Annotated in this window: 18 protein-coding genes; 10 read left to right on the top strand and 8 right to left on the bottom strand. The window is 72.7% G+C overall.

Going from position 1 to position 19,478, the window contains the following annotated elements:
- The first annotated feature begins 13 nt into the window (after window positions 1–13).
- The 3 genes from KBB57_RS08030 (at window position 14) to lpdA (ending at window position 3,343) form a co-directional block, all read left to right on the top strand.
- Window positions 14–1,252, top strand: coding sequence for an MFS transporter (locus KBB57_RS08030; RefSeq protein WP_290748470.1), 1,239 nt, complete (start codon window positions 14–16; stop codon window positions 1,250–1,252).
- A gap of 59 nt (window positions 1,253–1,311) precedes the next feature.
- On the top strand, window positions 1,312–1,875 hold the full coding sequence (locus KBB57_RS08025) for a DUF924 family protein (protein ID WP_290748468.1): 564 nt from the start codon (window positions 1,312–1,314) through the stop codon (window positions 1,873–1,875).
- 73 nt (window positions 1,876–1,948) lie between these two features.
- On the top strand, window positions 1,949–3,343 hold the full coding sequence (gene lpdA, locus KBB57_RS08020; RefSeq protein ID WP_290748465.1) for a dihydrolipoyl dehydrogenase: 1,395 nt from the start codon (window positions 1,949–1,951) through the stop codon (window positions 3,341–3,343).
- 162 nt (window positions 3,344–3,505) lie between these two features.
- On the opposite strand, the gene ctaA is transcribed toward lpdA, so the two are convergent.
- The 3 genes from ctaA to KBB57_RS08005 form a co-directional block, all read right to left on the bottom strand.
- Complete coding sequence (gene ctaA, locus KBB57_RS08015) at window positions 3,506–4,645, bottom strand: heme A synthase (protein WP_290748462.1); 1,140 nt, start codon at window positions 4,643–4,645, stop codon at window positions 3,506–3,508.
- Between the two features lie 105 nt (window positions 4,646–4,750).
- Complete coding sequence (locus KBB57_RS08010; protein WP_290748639.1) at window positions 4,751–5,449, bottom strand: RNA methyltransferase; 699 nt, start codon at window positions 5,447–5,449, stop codon at window positions 4,751–4,753.
- Window positions 5,450–5,980: 531 nt separating this feature from the next.
- Window positions 5,981–8,242 carry a TonB-dependent siderophore receptor gene (locus KBB57_RS08005; protein WP_290748460.1) on the bottom strand — a complete coding sequence of 754 codons (2,262 nt, stop codon included), beginning with the start codon at window positions 8,240–8,242 and terminating at the stop codon, window positions 5,981–5,983.
- Between the two features lie 200 nt (window positions 8,243–8,442).
- On the opposite strand from KBB57_RS08005, the gene KBB57_RS08000 reads away from it, so the two are divergent.
- From KBB57_RS08000 to KBB57_RS07990, 3 genes are all read left to right on the top strand, one after another.
- Window positions 8,443–9,219, top strand: a complete 777-nt coding sequence (locus KBB57_RS08000; RefSeq protein ID WP_290748458.1) for a hypothetical protein — start codon at window positions 8,443–8,445, stop codon at window positions 9,217–9,219.
- A gap of 177 nt (window positions 9,220–9,396) precedes the next feature.
- Window positions 9,397–10,608 carry an NADP-dependent isocitrate dehydrogenase gene (locus KBB57_RS07995; RefSeq protein WP_290748457.1) on the top strand — a complete coding sequence of 404 codons (1,212 nt, stop codon included), beginning with the start codon at window positions 9,397–9,399 and terminating at the stop codon, window positions 10,606–10,608.
- A 118-nt stretch (window positions 10,609–10,726) separates the two neighbouring features.
- Complete coding sequence (locus KBB57_RS07990) at window positions 10,727–11,224, top strand: YitT family protein (RefSeq protein ID WP_367272667.1); 498 nt, start codon at window positions 10,727–10,729, stop codon at window positions 11,222–11,224.
- Here the strand turns inward: KBB57_RS07990 and KBB57_RS07985 are convergent.
- Window positions 11,221–12,306, bottom strand: a complete 1,086-nt coding sequence (locus tag KBB57_RS07985) for an AI-2E family transporter (protein ID WP_290748455.1) — start codon at window positions 12,304–12,306, stop codon at window positions 11,221–11,223. The genes KBB57_RS07990 and KBB57_RS07985 overlap by 4 nt on opposite strands.
- A 181-nt stretch (window positions 12,307–12,487) precedes the next feature.
- Here KBB57_RS07985 and KBB57_RS07980 point away from each other — a divergent pair, with 181 nt between their 5' ends.
- The 3 genes from KBB57_RS07980 (at window position 12,488) to rpsI (ending at window position 13,820) form a co-directional block, all read left to right on the top strand.
- Window positions 12,488–12,727, top strand: coding sequence for a hypothetical protein (locus tag KBB57_RS07980; protein ID WP_290748452.1), 240 nt, complete (start codon window positions 12,488–12,490; stop codon window positions 12,725–12,727).
- Between the two features lie 137 nt (window positions 12,728–12,864).
- On the top strand, window positions 12,865–13,329 hold the full coding sequence (gene rplM, locus KBB57_RS07975) for a 50S ribosomal protein L13 (RefSeq protein WP_290748449.1): 465 nt from the start codon (window positions 12,865–12,867) through the stop codon (window positions 13,327–13,329).
- 2 nt (window positions 13,330–13,331) lie between these two features.
- Window positions 13,332–13,820 (top strand): 30S ribosomal protein S9, encoded by a 489-nt coding sequence (rpsI, locus tag KBB57_RS07970; protein WP_290748446.1) that lies wholly within the window; start codon window positions 13,332–13,334, stop codon window positions 13,818–13,820.
- Window positions 13,821–14,002: 182 nt separating this feature from the next.
- Here rpsI and KBB57_RS07965 read toward each other — a convergent pair whose 3' ends face one another.
- The 4 genes from KBB57_RS07965 to KBB57_RS07950 all read right to left on the bottom strand — a co-directional run bounded on the left by KBB57_RS07965 (window position 14,003) and on the right by KBB57_RS07950 (window position 17,824).
- Entirely contained in the window at window positions 14,003–14,398 is a 396-nt protein-coding gene (locus KBB57_RS07965; protein ID WP_290748444.1) for a type II toxin-antitoxin system death-on-curing family toxin, read from the bottom strand.
- On the bottom strand, window positions 14,395–14,619 hold the full coding sequence (locus KBB57_RS07960) for a transcriptional regulator/antitoxin MazE (RefSeq protein WP_290748441.1): 225 nt from the start codon (window positions 14,617–14,619) through the stop codon (window positions 14,395–14,397). The genes KBB57_RS07965 and KBB57_RS07960 overlap by 4 nt, the downstream gene beginning before the upstream one ends.
- 90 nt (window positions 14,620–14,709) lie before the next feature.
- Window positions 14,710–16,119, bottom strand: coding sequence for a heme biosynthesis HemY N-terminal domain-containing protein (locus KBB57_RS07955; RefSeq protein ID WP_290748440.1), 1,410 nt, complete (start codon window positions 16,117–16,119; stop codon window positions 14,710–14,712).
- Between the two features lie 13 nt (window positions 16,120–16,132).
- Entirely contained in the window at window positions 16,133–17,824 is a 1,692-nt protein-coding gene (locus KBB57_RS07950) for a hypothetical protein (RefSeq protein WP_290748438.1), read from the bottom strand.
- A 600-nt stretch (window positions 17,825–18,424) separates the two neighbouring features.
- Between KBB57_RS07950 and KBB57_RS07945 the strand changes: the two genes are divergently transcribed.
- Complete coding sequence (locus tag KBB57_RS07945) at window positions 18,425–19,063, top strand: trimeric intracellular cation channel family protein (protein ID WP_290748435.1); 639 nt, start codon at window positions 18,425–18,427, stop codon at window positions 19,061–19,063.
- Window positions 19,064–19,478 lie beyond the last annotated feature (415 nt).

The following is a 19,478-nucleotide window of genomic DNA, read 5'->3' as shown; positions in this document are numbered from 1 at the left end:
ACGGGGAGCCGCCATGCGCGCCGTCCTGAAGCAGTCCTGGGCCCTCCTCCTCGGCATGCTGCTGCTCCTGCTCGGCAACGGCCTGCAGGCGACGGTGCTCGGCATCCGCGGCTCGCTCGAGGGCTACGACGCCGAGACGATGTCCTACGTGATGAGCGGCTACTTCCTCGGGTTCCTCGCCGGCTCCTACCGCGCCCCGCGAATGATCCGGCGCGTCGGGCACGTGCGCGTCTTCGCGGCGCTCGCCTCGATGATCTCGGCGGTCTTCGTGCTCTATCCGGCGATCCCCGACCCGCTCGCCTGGACGCTGATGCGCATGATCGTCGGCTTCTGCTTCGCCGGCGTCTACGTGGTCGCCGAGAGCTGGATCAACGCGGCCTCCACCAACGAGACGCGCGGCCAGACGCTGTCGCTCTACATGCTGACCCAGATCGTCGGGATCATCGCGGCGCAGGCCTTCGTCACCTTCGCCGACGCCTCGGGCTATACGCTCTTCATCGTCATGTCGGTGCTGGTCTCGGTCGCCTTCCTGCCGATCCTGCTCACGCCCGTCGCCGCGCCCGCCTACCAGGCCGGCAAGCGCATGTCGCTCGGCCAGCTCTTCGCCATCTCGCCGCTCGGCTGCGTCGGCACCTTCCTGCTCGGCGGCGTCTTCGCCGGCATCTTCTCGATGTCGGCGGTGTTCGGCGCGGAGAAGGGCCTCAGCGTCAACCAGATCGCGCTCTTCGTCGCGCTCACCTACACCGGCGGCCTCGTCTTCCAGTTCCCGGTCGGCTGGATCTCCGACCGGATGGACCGCCGCCTGCTGATCATGGGGCTGACCGCGACGGGCGCGTCCCTCACCTTCGCGGGCATCTTCCTCGCGGGCCACGTCGCCGTCGTCATGGCGATCGGCTTCGTGCTCGGCGCGGTGGCGAACCCGCTCTATTCGCTGATCATCGCCTACACCAACGACTTCCTCGACGCCTCCGACATGGCCGCCGCCTCCGGCGGGCTCCTCTTCATCCACGGAATCGGCGCGGCGATCGGCCCGATCCTGATCGGCTGGGTGATGGCGGCCTTCGGGCCGGACGCGTTCTTCGCCGTCGTCGGCGGCTGCCTCGCGCTGATCGCGGCCTATGCGGCCTGGCGGATGACCCGCCGCGCGGCGCCCACGGTGGCGCAGACCTCCTCCTATGCGCCGGTCCTCGCCACGGCCACCCCGGTCGCCGTCGAGGCGGCGCTGTCGTCGCCGGACGCGCCGCCGCGCTGATCCGCTTTCTTTTTCCCCTTGGCTCGGCGAGAATGAGGAAAACAAAGGGGGAATCGGGCGTGCGCGACTGGCAAGGCATCCTGCGCTTCTGGTTCGACGAGATCGGGGCCAAAGGCTGGTACAACGGCGGCGGGGCGGTCGACGAGGCCTGCCGCAGCCGCTACCTCGCGCTCTGGGAGAAGGCCCGCGACGGGGCGCTGCGCGACTGGATCATCGCGCCGCGCTCGGGCCTCGCGCTGGTGATCCTGCTCGACCAGTTCCCGCGCAACATGTTCCGCGGCAGCGCGCTCTCCTACGCCACCGACGCGCAGGCGCAGGCGACCGCCAAGTGGATGCTCGGCCGCAACCTCGACGCCGCGCTGGAGCCGGACGCGCGCCAGTTCATCCGCCTGCCGCTCATCCATTCCGAGTCGCTGCAGGACCAGGAGCAGGGAGTGCGCCGCTGCCTGCTCGGCGGGGCGGCCGACCTCGACGTGCTGCACGCCCGCGCGCATCGCGAGGTGATCCGCCGCTTCGGCCGATTCCCGTTCCGCAACGAGGCGCTCGGCCGGCGCTCGTCGCGGGCCGAGGCCGACTGGCTCGCCGAGGGCGGCTACCAGGCGGCGGTCCGCGCCGTCTCCTGATTGCGATCGCCGGGTTGGCGACAGGTCCGGCGATAGGTTAACGAGACGCAACGACTCAATGGAGGAATCGCCCATGGCCGCCAAGACCTACGACGTCGCCGTCATCGGCTCCGGGCCCGGAGGCTACGTCGCGGCGATCCGCGCGGCCCAGCTCGGCCTGTCGACGGTGGTGATCGAGCGCGAGAACCTCGGCGGCATCTGCCTCAACTGGGGCTGCATCCCGACCAAGGCGCTCCTGCGCTCGTCGGAGGTCTACCACCTGATGCACCGCGCCAAGGAGTTCGGGCTCAAGGCCGACGGCATCGGCTACGACCTCGACGCGGTGGTGAAGCGCTCGCGCGGCGTGGCGAAGCAGCTCGCCGGCGGCGTGGGCCACCTGCTGAAGAAGAACAAGGTCACGGTGGTGATGGGCGAGGCCACGCTCGCCGGCAAGGGCAAGATCACGGTCAAGACCGACAAGGGGACCGAGGAGATCGCGGCGAAGAACATCATCCTCGCCACCGGCGCCCGCGCCCGCGACCTGCCCGGCCTGGAGGCCGACGGCAAGCGGGTCTGGTCCTACCGCCACGCGCTGGTGCCGCCGCACCAGCCGAAGAAGCTCCTGGTGATCGGCTCGGGCGCGATCGGCATCGAGTTCGCGAGCTTCTACAACACGCTCGGGGCCGAGACGACGGTGGTCGAGGTGCTGCCGCGCATCCTGCCGGTCGAGGACGAGGAGATCTCGGCCTTCGCCAAGAAGCAGTTCGCCAAGCAGAAGATGACGATCCTCGAGGGCGCGACGGTCAAGAAGCTCGACCGCGGCGCCGACAAGGTGACGGCGACGATCGAGCAGGGCGGCAAGACCACGACGGCCGATTTCGACACGGTGATCTCCGCGGTCGGCATCGTCGGCAACGTCGAGAACCTCGGGCTGGAGGCGCTGGGGGTGAAGATCGACCGCACCCATGTGGTGACGGACGAGTACTGCCGCACCGGCGTCGAGGGGCTCTATGCGATCGGCGACGTCGCCGGCGCGCCGTGGCTCGCGCACAAGGCGAGCCACGAGGGGGTGATGGTGGCCGAGCTGATCGCCGGCAGGCACGCCCATCCGGTGAAGCCCTCGTCGATCGCCGGCTGCACCTATTGCCAGCCGCAGGTGGCGAGCGTCGGGATGACCGAGGCGAAGGCCAAGGAGGCGGGCTACGAGGTCAAGGTCGGCCGCTTCCCGTTCATCGGCAACGGCAAGGCGATCGCGCTCGGCGAGCCGGAGGGGATGATCAAGACGGTGTTCGACGCGAAGACCGGCGAGCTCCTCGGCGCGCACATGGTGGGCGCGGAGGTGACCGAGCTGATCCAGGGCTACGTGGTGGCCCGCACGCTGGAGACCACCGAGGCGGAGCTGATGGAGACGGTGTTCCCGCACCCGACGCTGTCGGAGATGATGCACGAGAGCGTCCTCGACGCCTACGGCCGCGCCATCCACTTCTGACGCCGGCAGCTCCACCCGTCGTCGGCGGCCTTGCGGCCGCCGCCGCCGGGCGGACCCTGGCGCCGCGTCAAGGTCGCGCGGGCTGCGCCGTTCCGCCCGCGGCGCGCTTCGCCGTTGCGCAAGCGGCGCCGTCTCTCCGCCCGGATGCTACGCGATGCGGCTTCAGCGCGGCCCGCGGGCGATCTTCTGGGCGCGGGGGTAGAGCGCGGCGAAGCGGGCGCGGAGGATCAGGGCGAAGAGGGCCACGGCGCCGAGCTGGTGGACGATGGCGACCTGCCAGGGCGCGGCGTAGAGCGCGGTGAGGATGCCGAGGCCGAGCTGGGCGACCAGCATCGCCGCCATGGCGTCGAAGGCGCCGCGGATGTCGCCGAGGGCGCTGCGGCGGCTGCGCGCCCAGGCGACGACGCCGAGGACGAGCAGCAGGTAGCCGACCATCCGGTGGTTGAACTGCACCAGCCCCGGATTGTCGAGGAAGTTGCGCCAGCCGGGCTCCAGCGCGAAGGCGTCGGGCGGCACGAGCTGGCCGCCCATCAGCGGCCATTCCGGGAAGCCGCGGCCGGCGTCGATGCCGGCGACCAGCGCGCCGAGGAGCACCTGCACGAAGGCGACCGCGGCGAGCGCGCTCCCCCAGCGCATCAGCGGTGCGCTGCGCTGCCGGCGCGCCTGCAGCAGGTCGGCGTCCTCGCGCCGCAGCGTCATCACCCACCAGGCGATCACCCCGAGGATCACGAAGGCGATGCCGAGATGGATGGCGAGCCGGTGCGAGGCGACCGCGACCATCTCCGGCGCGAGCCCGGAGGCGACCATCCACCAGCCCACCGCGCCCTGCAGCCCGCCGAGCGCGCCGAGCCCGAGCAGCCGGCCCGTCCAGCCCGGCGGGATGCGCCGCCGCGCCAGGAACCACAGGAACCCGCCGGCCCAGACGAGCCCGATCAGCCGGCCGAGCTGCCGGTGGCCCCATTCCCACCAGTAGATGCGCTTGAACTCGGCCAGCGTCATGTCGGGCCGCGTCAGCTCGAACTGCGGAATGGCGCGGTAGTTGGCGAACTCCGCCTCCCAGGCCGCGTCGTCGGCCGGCGGCAGCGCCCCGGCGATCGGCTTCCACTCGGTGATCGACAGCCCGGCGTCGGTCAGCCGGGTCAGCCCGCCGACGACGATCATCGCCACCACGAGCGCGAACAGCACGGAGAGCCAGGCCGCGATGGCCCGCCGCGACGTCGCCGGCCGCCGCGGCGGGGCCGCGACCGGCTCGGAGGGCTTCGCGGCGACCTCCTCGAATATGCTGCGCTTCTTCGTGGCCATGACGTCTCCGCCGGACATATTCCCCGCCGCGCCCCGCGGCAACCATGTGACCGCCGCGCTTCGCGGCGACCCTGCGACAGCCGGGCGAGCTCCTCGCCGCCGCTTCTACTTGCGCCCCTTCACCTTGACCGCCAGCGCCCGCACGATGCCGTGGATCGTGCGCACGTCGGCGTCGGTCAGCGGCGCGCGGGCCAAGAGGTTCTCGAGGCTCTGCACCATGCTCGGCCGCTTGTGCGGAGGAAAGAAGAACCCCACCGCGTCCAGCCGCCCGACCAGATGGTCGCGCAGCCGCTCGATCTCGATCCCGCTCGCCCGCCGCGCCCCGGCCAGCGCCAGCTCCGCCGGCGGTGTCGCGTCGGCCGAGCGCATCCACTCGTAGGCGAGGAGCAGCACGCATTGCCCGAGGTTGAGCGAGCCGAAGGCCGGATTGACCGGGACCGAGACGATCGCGTTGGCGCGCGCGATGTCCGGGTTGGCGAGCCCCGCCCGCTCCGGCCCGAACAGCACGCCGACCCGCACGCCCGCGGCGATCGCCGCCCGCGCCTCGGCCATCGCCCGCTCCGGCGTCAGCACCAGCTTGGTGAGATCCCGCGGCCGCGCCGTGGTGGCGAGGACCAGCCCGAGGTCGCCGGTCGCCTCGGCCAGCGTCTCCGTCACCCGCACCGCGTCGAGCACCGGGGCGGCGCCGCTCGCCGTCGCCTGCGCCTTCGGGTTCGGCCAGCCGTCGCGCGGCGCCACCAGCCGCATCCGGTCGAGCCCGAAATTCCACATCGCCCGCGCCGCCGCGCCGATGTTCTCGCCCATCTGCGGCTCGACGAGGATGAAGACCGGCCCCGGCTCCGCGCCGACGGCCCGCCCGTGATCGGTTCCCGCCAAGACGACCCTCCCTGCCGGCGCCCGCGGGTGATACGCTCGGGCCCCGCAGCCGACAAGGGAGCGCGCATGGCCCGGGACGAACGCCTCGCCGCCGACCTGCGCGCCGACCTCTCTGGCCGGCCCGGCCTCGCCGAGCGCCAGATGCTCGGGGGCTGTGCTTCCGCCTCGACGGCGACATGGTCTGCGGGACCTGCCGCGACCGGGCGATGTTCCGCGTCGGCAAGGCGGCCGCGCCGGCGGCGCTCGCCCTGCCCGGGGTGACCCGCATGGCGATGGGCGGCCGGCCGATGGGCGGCTACGTCGAGGCGGACGCCGCGACCCTCGCCGCCCCCGGGCTGCGGACGTGGCTCCTCGGCATGGCGCGAGACCTCGTCGCGATGCTGCCGCCGAAGCAGGCGGGCCAGCGCCACGCGCGCCGTCCGGTCCCGGGCGGGTGCGCGCCGGCCGCCACGGCGTTCCTCAGAACCGGGAGCGCAGCATCAGCTCGGCGCCGATTCCGTCGCCGTAGAGCACCGTGTTGTAGAAGCCGGTGCTGGCGTAGTACTTCTCGTCGAGCACGTTGTTGACCGAGAGCGTCAGCACCGAGGTCTCCGTCACGTCGTACGAGGCGTTGAGGTCGAAGACGGCGTAGGCGTCCTGCTCGATGTTGGGCAGGCCGCCGTCCCACGGCATGCTGTCGATCGCGCTCTGCCAGCGCACCGCGCCGCCGACGGTCAGCCTCTCGTCCAGAATGCCGGCGATGCGGTAGTCGGTCGCGGCCTTCAGCGTGTGGCGCGGCGTGTCGCTGTTGACCTCGTCGCCGTTGTCGTCCTCGGAGGTCGCGTAGGTATAGCCGAAGGAGGCGTTCCAGCGCGCGTTGATCGCGCCCGCCGCCTCCAGCTCGAAGCCCCGCGTCGTCGTGCCGTCGATCAGCTCGTAGTAGCTGTAGGGGGCGCCGTCGGGCGCGATCGCCTCGCCCGCCCACTCGGCCACGTCCTTCTGGTTGGTCTGGAACACCGCCGCCGCAGCGTACATCGCGCCGCCGAAGAGGCCGGCCTTGACGCCGAGCTCGTAGTTCCAGCCGAAGGTCGGATCGAGGTATTGCCGGTCGATGTCCTGCGCCAGCTGCGGCTTGTAGATGCTCGTGATGCTGCCGTAGGCGGTGTACGTGTCGTTGAAGTCGTAGGTGAAGCCGAGATAGGGCGTGACGACGCCCTTGAACTCGTAGCTCGACGGGTCGCTCCAGGTGTCGTCCGACTCGCCGTCCCACCAGTTCACCCGGGCGCCGGCGATGATCGCAAGCGCGTCGGTGGCGTGGAACTGGGTGGTCGCGTAGAGGCCGAGCTGCCGGGTCTCGCTGGTGTACTTGCCGGGCTCGTCGTCGAAATCGGGCTTGGGCCAGGAGCCGTCCCATTCGAAGACGTCGCCGATCGGGACCCCGCCCATGTCGGCGCTGTGCTGGTCGTAGTCGCCCTCGCCCTTCGAGCCGAACAGGCCGACGACGAACGCGTGCGTCCGGCCGAACGCCTGGTAGTCGCCGTTCACCACCGCGTTCAGCGAGTTCTGCGTGTAGCCGCCGTCGAAGTAGCCGGCGCCCGAGGCATAGACCCCCTCGCCGGTCACGGGGTCGATGAAGGTCGTGGCGTAGGTGACGGGATCCTGCGCCGGAAACCAGCCGAGGTTCCCCTGGAAGTCGTTCCGCGCGAAGGTGTAGACGATGCGGCCGGTCCAGCCGTTCTCGAAGACGTGCTCCACCGAGGCGAAGGCCTCGGTGCGCTGGGTGTCGATGTAGGTCCAGTCGGCGCCGAGGTTGAAGCCCTTGTCCCAGTCGATCAGCGAGCCGTCGGCGTACCAGGGCGGCAGGCCGCCCCAGGTGGCGTTGTCGGCGTCGGTCTCCTGGTAGCTGATCCCGAGGTTCAGGAGCGTCGTGTCCGTCAGGTCGACCTCGAGCGCGCCGTAGCCGACGTAACGCTCCTTGAAGTAGCGGTCGAGCGTGCCCTCGCGGGCGTCGGCGGCGCCGAGCAGGCGGCCGCGGATCGTGCCGCTCTCGTTCAGCGGGCCGGAGATGTCGGCCTCCATCCGCCCGCCGGTGGGGTAGGCCAGCGCCGCCGCGACCTCGCGGCGCACGAAGCTCGTCGGCCGCTTGCGGATGAAGTTGATCGAGGCGCCGGGCTCGCCCGCTCCCTGCATCAGCCCGGTGGCGCCGCGCACGATCTCGACGTGGTCGTAGAGGATCATGTCGGCGTTGTTGTCGCCGAACTGCCAGACGCCGTCGCGGGGGATCGGCACGCCGTCGTACTGGTAGGCGTCGATCGCGAAGCCGCGCGCGAAGTAGTTCTGCCGCTCGCTGTCGAAGGGCAGGACGGTGACGCCGGTCGCCGCGTCCATCGTCTCGCTGACCGACGTGATGTTGCGGTCCTTCATCTGCGCGTCGGTGATGACGCTGGTCGATTGAGGCGTCTCGCGCTGGCTGAGCGGCAGGCCGGTCGCCGAGCGCATCCACTCGGTGGTCCACGAGCCGGTGTCCTCGGTGGTCGTGCCCGGGGCGGCGGTGACGGCGATGGTGTCGAGGACCATGCTCCCCTCGGCGAGCCCGGCCTGCTCCTCCCCGGCGACCGCCGCCTCCTCGGTCTCTGTCCCCACCTCCTGCGCGAGCGAGGGCTGCAAGCTCAGCGCCCAGGCGGCGCCGAGGAGGAGCGCCGCCGAGGGGCGCCGCGTCGTGGTTCGAGAGGTGATCCGCATTTGTCTCCAGGCCGTCGATATGTGCCGCCGCAGCCGTTTGCCGTTCCGGTCGCCCCGGACCTAGAATACCTGACTGATTTAGTCGAGAGGCGAAGTGCGGTGCGCCGCCTATGCCGGGGTCGCGGGCAGGTATCGGTTGACCCGGGCGGCGGCGGCGAGGTTCCCTGCATGGACACGGGGAAAGCATGGAGACGCCTCGAATGCGCAGCATCCTCTTCGGCGTCGCCTTCGCGCTGATGGCGCCCGGCCTCGGCGCCGCCGCGCCGCTCCTGACGATCTCCGACGACACGGGCCGGATCGGCGACGTCGATCTCAGGACCGGAGCGGTCACCAACCTTCGGCGGCTCGACCGCAACTTCACCGATCTCGCCTACGACCCGCAGGGGAAGCTCTACGGCCTGGACTTCTCCGAGCTGTCGGTGATCGAGGGCTCGACCACCCGGGAGATCGGCGCGCACGGCATGGCCGGGTCCGCGAACGGGCTCGCCTTCGGCCGCGACGGCAAGCTCTACGGGTCGAGCGACGCGCTCTACACGCTCGATCTCGGGACCGGAAAATCCGCCCGCGTCGGCCCGGGAAACTTCACCTCCTCCGGCGACCTCGCCTTCGTCGGACGGAAGCTCTACCTGAGCTCCACGACCCCGATCGCCGACACGCTCGTCCGCGTCGACGCGGCGACCGGCGCCGGCCGGGCGGTCGGCGGTTTCGGGCGCAGCGGGGTCTTCGGCCTCTTCGCCCGGAACGGCGCGCTCTTCGGCGTCGCCGGCACGTCGATCCTGCGAATCGACCAGGCGACGGGCGCCGCCGCCGAGATCGCCGACTACGGCGGCCAGGGCCTCGGCATCGCCTTCGGCGCCGCCTACTCGGGCGAGGCCGTCGTTCCGGTGCCCGTCCCCGCGGCGGCGCCGATGCTCGGAGCCGCAGTCGCGCTGCTCGTCGGTCTCGGCCGGCGGCGGGGCCGGCGTCCCGCGGACTGAAGGCTCTCCGGATCTCCCGCGGCCCCCTGGCCGCGGGCGGCGTCGGCTTTGGCGGATCCGCCCTTCGGCGGTCCGCCATTTCCCTCCGCGTGATGCCGGGCGAGGCGAGATCTGCGCTTGTGGTCGGCGGGATCACCTCCTAGACGGATCTTGAAACGTTGTGAGGGGCCTGTGCGCATGGCGAAGATCAAGGTGGCGAACCCGGTCGTCGAGCTCGACGGCGACGAGATGACCCGGATCATCTGGGACGTGATCAAGCAGAAGCTGATCCTGCCCTATCTCGACATCGACCTGCACTACTACGACCTCGGCATCGAGGAGCGCGACCGCACCAACGACCAGGTCACCATCGACGCCGCCAACGCGATCAAGCAGTACGGCGTCGGCGTGAAATGCGCCACGATCACCCCGGACGAGGCCCGCGTCGAGGAGTTCGGCCTCAAGGAGATGTGGAAGTCGCCGAACGGCACCATCCGCAACATCCTCGGCGGGGTGATCTTCCGCCAGCCGATCATCTGCACGAACGTGCCGCGCCTCGTGCCGGGCTGGACCCGGCCGATCGTCGTCGGCCGCCACGCCTTCGGCGACCAGTACCGCGCCACCGACTTCGTGTTCCCGGGCAAGGGCACGGTGACGCTGAAGTTCGTCGGCGAGGACGGCGTCACGATCGAGCGCGAGGTGTTCAAGGCGCCCGGCGGCGGCGTGACCATGGCGATGTACAACCTCGACCAGTCGATCATCGACTTCGCCCGCGCTTCGATGAACTACGCGCTGAACCTCGGCTGGCCGCTCTATCTCTCGACCAAGAACACCATCCTCAAGGCCTATGACGGCCGCTTCAAGGACCTGTTCCAGAAGGTCTTCGACGAGGAGTTCGCCGACGCCTACAAGAAGGCCGGGATCACCTACGAGCACCGCCTGATCGACGACATGGTCGCCTCGGCGCTGAAATGGTCGGGCGGCTACGTCTGGGCCTGCAAGAACTACGACGGCGACGTGCAGTCCGACACCGTGGCCCAGGGCTTCGGCTCGCTCGGCCTGATGACCTCGGTGCTGATGACGCCAGACGGCAAGACCGTCGAGGCCGAGGCCGCCCACGGCACGGTGACCCGGCACTACCGCGAGCACCAGAAGGGCAAGGAGACCTCGACCAACTCGATCGCCTCGATCTACGCCTGGACCGGCGGCCTCAAGCACCGCGCCAAGCTCGACGACAACGCCGCCCTCGCCCGCTTCGCCGACGCGCTCGAGGAGGTGACGGTCGCCACCGTCGAGGCCGGCGACATGACCAAGGACCTCGCGCTCCTCGTCGGGCCGGACCAGAAGTGGTTGTCGACGACCGGCTTCCTCGACAAGGTCGACGCCAACCTGCAGAAGGCGCTGGGCTGACGCGGCCGCCGATCCCCGAGGGAGCGTCCCGTCACGGGGCGCTCGCCGACGCGCAGGGCGTGATCTTCGGCGCCTCGATGGGGCGCTCGGGATTGCGCTCCTCGCCCATCTCGGCCTCGTGACCGGGCAGACCGCGGGGATCGCGCTCCTCGTCGCGATGGCGACGGGCTGGCCGTTCGGGGCGGTCTTCCTGGCGCTGAACCTGCCCTTCATGTGGCTCGCCTGGACCCGGATGGGTCCGGGCTTCACCATCAGGACGCTGCTCGCCGTCGCGCTGGTGTCGCTGCTGACCGCGTTGCAGCCCCGCCTCGTCAACTTCGGCGCCGTCGATCCGGTCGCCGGCGCGATCCTCGCCGGGATGATCTCCGGCGCCGGCCTCCTCGCGCTCTTCCGCCACGGCGCGAGCCTCGGCGGGATCGGCGTTCTCGGCGTCTGGCTCCAGGACCGGACCGGCTTTCGCGCCGGCTACACCCAGATGGTCGTCGACGCCGGCGTCTTCGTCGCGGCGCTCGTCCTGCTGCCGCCCAAGTCGGTGGCGCTGTCGCTCCTCGGCGCGGTCGTGCTCAACGCCTCCATCGCCATCAACCACCGCCGCGACTGGTACGTGGCGATCTAGGCCTCCGGCGGCGACGCCCCCCACACCTCCGCCCGCGCCGTCTCGTAGACGATGGCGAGCAGGATCGGGCCGACGAAGAGCCCGATCAGCCCGTAGGCCACCGTCCCGGCGATCACGCCGGCGAAGATCACCAGCGTCGGCGTCGACAGCGACCGCCCGAGCATCAGCGGCTTCAGCGGCATGTCGAGCAGCGCCACGGGCACGAACCAGGCCGACATCAGCGCCGCCGTCGCCGCGTCGCGGGTCAGCCAGGCCCAGAGCAGCAGCGGCGCGGTCAGCGGCACGAGCCCGATCTGCACGATGGCGCAGACCAGCGCCACGAGGGTGAGCAGCCCCGCGCCCGGCACCTCGGCCACCAGGACGCCGATCCCGAAGAACAGCGCCTGGACCGCCGCCACGCCGATCACCCCGCGGGCGACGTTGCGCACCGTGCTGACCGCGATGTCGACGAAGCGCGCCGCGCGCTCGTCGGCGACGCGCGCGGTGAGCCGGCGCAGCGCCCCGCCCAGCCGCTCGCCGGGCACGAGCAGGAACCCCGACAGCCCCACGGCCGCGAGGATCACCCCGGCGGTCTCGGCGAAATGCAGCGCCGGCAGCGCCGCCCGCTCGCCCGCGCCGATCAGCAGATGCGCATAGCGCGCGAAGAACCCCTCGAGGTTGGTGGTGGCGAGGTCCCAGTTCGCCGCCACCACCTTGCCGGCGACCGGCAGCTCCAGGATCCAGGGCGGCGGGTCGGGAATGGCGAAGCCCGGCGAGCGCGCCTGCGCCGCGAGCCACGCCGCCGATTCCGCGAGGCTCACCGTCAGCACCGCGAGCGGCCCGAGCGCCGCCAGCGCCGCCGCCAGCGTGACCAGCGCCGCGCAGATCCCCGGCCGCAGCCCGGTGCGCTCGCGCACCCACAGGAACGCCGGATGCGTCACCGCCGCGATCACCGCGGTCCACAGCGCCAGGTGCAGGAACGGCCGGAACAGGTCGACCGCCAGCCAGAGGAACACCGCCACCACCGCGAGGTGCAGCGCCACCTCGACCGCCACCCGCTCGGGGCTGCGCGGCGGCGGCGGGGGCGGCGCGTCGGGATGCATCTCTCGCCGGGCTGGCTGCGGGTCGCCCTCACATACGGCGAACCGCCCCGCCCTGGCAACGGCTCGCCCGTCCCGCGACCGGCGATCGCCCCAAGGCTTCCGTCGCCTCCGCGAGGAGACCGGCTCCCGGAGCCCGGCCGCCCCGTCGATGGCGTCACGCCGTCCGGCGACAGGCCCGCCCTTGCCCCCGCCCGGAAGCCCGCGCTACTGCGAAGCGATGCTGCGCTTCATCGTCCTCGCCGTCGTCCTCCTCGCCGTCTTCGCCTGGCTGACCCGCTCGGCCCGGGCGCGGCAGGCGATCTGGACGATCCTCATCCTCCTCGCCCTCTACGCCGTCCTGAAGGCGACCGGCGTCATCGAGGCCATCGCGCCTACCCGCGCCCCGATGGGGTATCATGTTACCCCATTTCCAGACGACTGATCCCACGGGAGAAATTCGCCGCTTCCGCCGTTGACGCGCCGGCGAATCTCCGCCATAAGCCGCGCCTGCCCGCGGGATCGGGCCGTTCGCCCGTGGCCCGCCGAGAACAGCCGAACCGCCGACACGAGAGGCATCCGATGAAGACCTTCAGCGCCAAGCCGGCGGACATCGACAAGAAGTGGCTCCTGATCGACGCCGAGGGCGTCGTGCTCGGCCGGCTCGCGTCGCTCGTCGCCATGCGCCTGCGCGGCAAGCACAAGCCGTCGTTCACCCCGCACATGGACATGGGCGACAACGTCATCGTCATCAACGCCGACAAGGTGCAGCTGACGGGCAACAAGCGCGCCGACAAGCGCTACTACTGGCACACCGGCTACCCGGGCGGCATCAAGCACCGCACCGCCGGCCAGATCCTCGAGGGCAAGCACCCCGAGCGCGTCATCGAGAAGGCGGTCGAGCGGATGCTCCCCGGCGGGCCCCTCTCGCGCAAGCAGATGGGCAACCTCAAGATCTACGCCGGCGGCGAGCACCCGCACGCCGCCCAGCAGCCCGAGGTCGTCGACCTCGGCGCGATGAACCCGAAGAACACCCGGAGCGCCTGATCATGGCCGACGTCCTCACCTCGCTCGACCAGCTCAAGGACGCCGTCGGCGTCTCCACCCCCGCCGCCGAGGCCGCCCCGGTCCGCGAGCCGCAGCGCGACGCGCTCGGCCGCTCCTACGCCACCGGCAAGCGCAAGGACGCGGTCGCCCGCGTCTGGATCAAGCCGGGCTCCGGCAAGGTCACCGTGAACGGCAAGCCGATGGCGCAGTACTTCGCGCGGCCGGTGCTGCAGATGGTGATCGGCCAGGCCTTCTCGGTCGCCAACGTCGTCGGCGAGTTCGACGTGCTCGCCACCGTCAAGGGCGGCGGCCTCTCCGGGCAGGCCGGCGCCGTCAAGCACGGCATCTCCCAGGCGCTGCAGCTCTACGAGCCGTCGCTCCGCGCCCCGCTCAAGGCCGCCGGCTTCCTGACCCGCGACAGCCGCGTCGTCGAGCGCAAGAAGTACGGCAAGCGCAAGGCGCGCCGCAGCTTCCAGTTCTCCAAGCGCTGATCCCGCAAGACGGGTTTCTGGACAGGGCCCCGGAGCGATCCGGGGCCCTTTTGCTTCCGGGCTAGGAGCAATGTCCAACCGGACGGAATCGTCCGGTGACCAAGATATTGCGCAAATTCAGGACTCCAGGGCGGACCTCCCGGTTCTACCGGGACGGACTCCGCTCTGGCGCCCCGAACGTATCAGCGCGCCGCAACCGGCCGCATTCCGTGCCCCAGCCACCGCGCGAACTCCGGCTTGCGGACGGCGCCCGAGGCGAGCCCCTCGACCATCCTCAGCCCCTCCTGCGTCTCCGGCCGAAAGGCCTGTCCGTTCAGGCGCAGGAAGGCGAGCGCCGTCACCAGCGCCGTCCGCTTGTTGCCGTCGACAAAGGCATGCGCCTTGATGACGCCAAAGGCATAGGCAGCCGCCAGATCCGCGAGCGTCGGCTCCCCGTAGGCGAAAAGGTTCCTCGGCCGGTCGCAGCCCATCTCGAGCGACCCGCGGTCCCGCAGCCCCGGGGCTCCGCCGTGCCGCGCGATCTGTCTGTCGTGGATGAGGACGACGGCGGTGACCGGCATCCAGACCGGCGGCGTCACGCCAGCGCCGCGAGCAGCTCCCGGTTCTCGTCCATGACGATCTCGGCCGCCCTCAGCGCCGCGACCAGATCGGGATCATGCGCGAACACCCGCAGACCTCCATCGTCGCTGCGCGCGACGAAAAGTGCGTCGCCCTCCTTGACGTCGAGGATGGCGAGCATCTCGGACGTGAGCGTCATGACGGCGGAGTTGCCGACCTTGCGAACCTTGGTCTCGATCATGGCGCTTCCTGCCCGCAGGCGTATATACGACTGTATAATACCTCCAACCGCTCCCCGCAAGCTGAAGTCGCAACCTTGCCCGCTCCCTCCTCAGGCCGGCTGCGCCTGTGGCTCGGGATCGGGGTGCGGCGCGTCGGCGCCGACGATCAGCGGCAGCATCGAGGCCTCGACGCCCTCGGAATGCGCCGGCGAGCGCCAGTCGAGCGTGTCGAAAGCCCCGCACTCGCCGCAGACCGGGGTCCAGGCGGCGTGGACGTGGTGGCATTTCGCGCAGGTCCATTGCGGCCCGCGCGGCGCGCTCACCGCCTTGGCGAGCCAGCCGCGCACCACCGCGTCGGGCGCGCCCTGGCCGCGCTCGATCGCCGCCATCACCGCGAGGCTGCGCGTCGTCGGCTCCGATTGCGCGAGGTCGCCCAGCGCCTTGCGCGCGCCGGGGAAGTCCTCGTCGGCGATGGCGAGCTCGGCGGCGAGGAGCCGGCTCTCCGCGCTCGCCGGCGCCGCCGCGACCAGCGTCTCGAACCGCCGCCGCCGCGCCGAGGGCGTCTCGTTCGGCTCCAGCGCGGCGAAGGCCACGGCGATGTCGGGATGCTGGTCCTCGGCCCAGGCCCGGGTCAGCGCCTTGGTCGCCTTGCGCTTCGCGCCCTCGGCCGCATAGGCCTCCGAGGCGAGCGCCGCCGCCGGCACCAGCGTCGGCGCGAGCTTGTTGGCCTGCTTGGCCGCGGCATGGCCGCGCGCCACGTCGCCCTCGGCGATCGCCTTGCGGGCGTCCGCCAGCGACAGGATCGCGTCCCGCCGCACGCCGACGTCGCGCGGCATGTGCCGCGCGTGCATCAGCGCGTTCAGCGTCTCGCGCGCCCCCGCCCAGTCGCCGGCCGAGCTCTGCAGCTCGAAGAGCGTCCCGAGCAGCGGCTTGTTGTCCGGCCGGAGCGCGAAGGCCTTCTTGGCGAGCGCCAGCGCCACCTCGTTCTGGCCCTCATCGAGCTTCAGCCGCATCGCCCCGTTCATTCCCGCGAAGCGGGTATGGTCGTCGGAGAGCAGGCTCGAATAGCTGTCGAGCGCCTTCTTCCGGTCTCCCGCCATCTCCGCCGCCTGCGCCTTCACGAGCGCCGTCATCTCGCGCCGCCCGAGCAGCCGCTCCGCCTTCTGCGCCTTGCGCATGGCGAGGTCCGGCTCGCCCGAGGCGAGCGCGAGCATGCTGCTCGACAGCGCGTCGACGCCCCGCTGCTGGCGCCCCCGGCTGAAGAACCGGCTGAGCGCCGTCTCGTCGCCGAAGATGAAGCGGATCACCGCCACGATCAGCCCGACGACGTTGAGCAGGATCACCGCGGCGATCACCAGCACGATCAGCCACACGACGAAGCCGAGCGGCGTCACCGCGAACTCCCGCCCGCCGAACGAGATGGTGACCCCGCCCGGCGTGTCGAGCAGCAGCGACGCCCCCCAGGCGAGCGCGGCGGCGACGACGACGAAGACCGCGATCTTCAACAGCGACCAGAGCATCGCCCGCCTCCCCTCAGTTGGTCGCCGGCGCGCCGGCTTCGAGCTCGGCGAGCCCGGCCGTCGCCCCCGCGCGCTGCTGCGCCGCCGCGATCCAGCCCGCGAGCGCCGCCTTCGATTCGCTCGGCAGCTGCCCGGCCTGCGCCAGCGCCGCGGCGAGGTCGTCGCGCTTCAGCGCATCCTCCACCCGCGACAGCACCGCGTCCGGGTCCATGCCCTCGCGCGGGGCCAGCGACCGGCTGGCGAGCTGGGCGTCGAGGAACGCCCGCGCCCGCGCCACCACCCCGTCGCCCGAGCCCGCCTCGATCGAGGCGCGGATCGCGGCATGGGCGGCCGGCCCGAACGCGGCGCGCAGCTCCGCGGGCGTCTCCACCCCGTCCGCCGCCGCGCCGGCCAGCCCCTGCGGGACCGCGACGCCGCTCGCCGCCAGCCGGTCGATCGCCGTCTGGAAGGGCTCGCCGCTCGCCAGCGCCGCGCGGATCGCCGCGATGTCGGCGAGCGTCGCCGCCCGGTCGCGCGCCGCCGTCGCCGTCTCCTGCACCGCCGCCGCCTGCTGCTCCGCCTCGCTCGCGCGGGCCTCCGCCGCGGCGCTCGCCTCGTCGAAGCGCGTCCCGAGCCCGGAGACCGAGCCGGAGAGCCGCCCGACCTCCGCCTTCAGCCCCTGCAGCTCCGCCCGGTAGGTGTCGAGCCCCTGCGCCGCCTCGGCGCTCAGCCCCGACGCGCGCGTCTCGATCTGCTGCTTCAGCGCGGCGAACTCCGTCGTCGCCCCCGCCATCGCCGTCTCCAGCCGCCCGACCCGGTCGCCGACGTCGCCGGCCGCCGAGCGGCTCAGCTCCTCTCGCAGCCCGTCGATCTGCCCGGCAAGCTCGCCGCGCAGCGCGTCGACCGCGCCCTTCGCCTGCGTCTCCACCGCGGCCGCATCCGGCAGCGCCGCGATCTGCCCCTTCAGGCCCTCGACCTCGCCCTGCAGCGCCGCCACCTGCGCCTCGGCCTCGCGCGATCCCGGCGTCAGCCACGCGGCCGCCCCGGACATGCCCGACGGCAGCAGCGGCGCGATCCGCGGCGCCGCCCAGATCCCGAGCCCGGCCCCGACCAGCAACAGCAGGAGCGCCGTCAGCGCCCGCGCCGCGAAGGACCAGCCCTCCTCGTGGAACTCCTCCTCGACCGCGACCTCGGCGACCGCCGGCCGCGGCTCCTCCGCTCGCCGCTCCTCCGCCGCCGGCGCCGCCAAGATCGACTCGACCGGCGCCGCATCCGCCGGCCCTGGCTCCTCCGCCCGCAGCTCTTCCTCCGCCGGAGGCGCCCCGATCGGCGCCACATCCGCCGGCCCCGGCTCCTCATGCCACGGCCGCCCAAGCGCCGGATCGGCCGCCGCCTCGCCCATGCCCTCGCCCGGCGCCGGCTCCGCCGCCCCGGCCCCCGGCTCCGCCGGCGCGAGCCCGGCGTCCGCCAGCGGATCGGACAGATCCCGCGGCGCGGCCTCGCCCTCCGGCGTCGGCGCGACCGGCCCGGCGGGCGCGTGCTCGATCGGCGCCGCGGCCTCCGATTCGTCCGGCCCCGCGGCCCGCTCCGCCGCCGGCGCCACCGGTCCGGCCCCGCTCAGCGTCTCGGCGGCAGCCGCTCCGCCCGCGGTTTCCCCGGGCGCGTCCTCGGCGGAAGCCGGCGGGACGGCGCCCGTGGTGGCGCCCTCGGATTTCTTTCTCGCCATCTGTCCTGCACCCCGCACACGCCCCGCCGCACCTGGCGGTCCCGAGGCTCCGGCCGGGGATACTAGGGGAAGCCCCCGGACGGAACAAGGCGCACGGACCCACCTTCTACCCACCTTCCCGCCCCCCGCGAGGCCCTGCCGCGCGCCTTCCCGACCGCGCCCGACGCAACCGGCGGTCCCGTCGCCCGGGACGATCCGCCCGCACCCCCCGGGCGGGCTCCGCAATACCGTGGAAGCCGCCCGCCGCCCGCGCAACCGTCCGGCCCCGCCGGGCGGCTCGCCCCGACCGCTCCCGCCCGCCGCCGGAGCGGCGGGCGGGAGCCACGAGGCGACGCCCCCCCCCGCAACCGCCCCGCGCCGCGTCGTTCTCCCGGACCGCTCCCGCTCGACGCCGGGGCGGCGGCGGGGGCCACGAGCCGACGCCTTCCGCACCGCCCCCGCCGCGCGGTTCCCCCGAACCGCTCCCGCCCGGCGCCGGCTCTGCGCCCGGGGCCGCAGGCCGGCACCCCCGCGCCCGCCCGCCCGCCCGCTCCGCACGGTTTCCCCCGGACGCCGCCACGCACTAGGCTCGCCCCGCGCACGGCACAGGGGAGCGGACAGGTGACCTCGACAGCAACGCAGGCGTTCCTCGACGCCCTCTACGTCATCGCCGTCGCCGCCGAGGCGATGTCGGCCGCCCTCGTCGCCGGACGGCGCAGCATGGACTGGGTCGGCGTCTGCCTCCTCGGCTGCGTCACCGCGCTGGGCGGCGGCTCGGTGCGCGACATCCTCCTCGACCACCACCCGCTCAGCTGGGTGGCCCACCCGCACCTGCTGCTCGTCGCCGGCGGGGCCGCGCTCGCCACCATCGCGCTCGCCCGCCTGGCGCACCGGCTGCGCGGGGTGTTCCTGTTCCTCGACGCGGTCGGCCTCGTGCTCTTCACCGTCATCGGCTGCAACGTCGCAAACGGGCTCGGCCTGCCCGTCGTCGTGGTGATCGCCGCGGGCATGGTCACCGGCTGCGTCGGCGGCGTCCTGCGCGACGTGCTCTGCAACGAGATCCCGCTCCTGTTCCGCGCCGAGCTCTACGCCACCGTCTCCGTGCTGACCGGCGGCCTCTACCTCGCCGGGCTCCGCGCCGGCGTCCCGCACGACCTCGCGCTCGCCGGGGCGATGCTCGCCGGCCTCGCCCTGCGCCTCCTCGCCCTGCGCCACGGCTGGAGCATGCCGAAATTCGTCTACACCCGCGACCTGCACTGAGCGCCGCCCCGGCCGCGGCGATCCTTCAGCCTGCGGCCCGCGCGCCCCGCCCGCCGGTCGCCCGACGACCCCGCCCCCGGCCAGCGCTCCGCCCCGCGGCCCGGAAGCGCCACGCGCCGCTCACCCGGCGGCCCCGTCCCGGCTCCGCCCCGCGCCTGCCGCGCCCCGCACGCCGGTCACCCGCGGCCCCGTCCAGCGGCCCAGCCACGCCCTGCACGCCAGTTACCCCGCAGCCCCGTCCAGCGGCCCCGCCACGCCCTGCGCGCCAGTCATCCCGCGGCCCCGTCCAGCGGCCCAGCCACGCCCTGCGCGCCAGTCATCCCGCGGCCCCGTCCAGCGGCCCCGCCACGCCCTGCGCGCCAGTCACCCCGCGGCCCCGTCCACCGCCCCCGCCTCGCCCTCCGCGCCGGTCACC

The sequence above is a fragment of the Amaricoccus sp. genome (assembly GCF_017993425.1).
In the GTDB taxonomy this organism is placed as follows: domain Bacteria; phylum Pseudomonadota; class Alphaproteobacteria; order Rhodobacterales; family Rhodobacteraceae; genus Amaricoccus.
The sequence above is the reverse complement of the archived record's forward strand: the minus strand, read 5'-3'. Positions and strand labels throughout refer to the sequence as shown.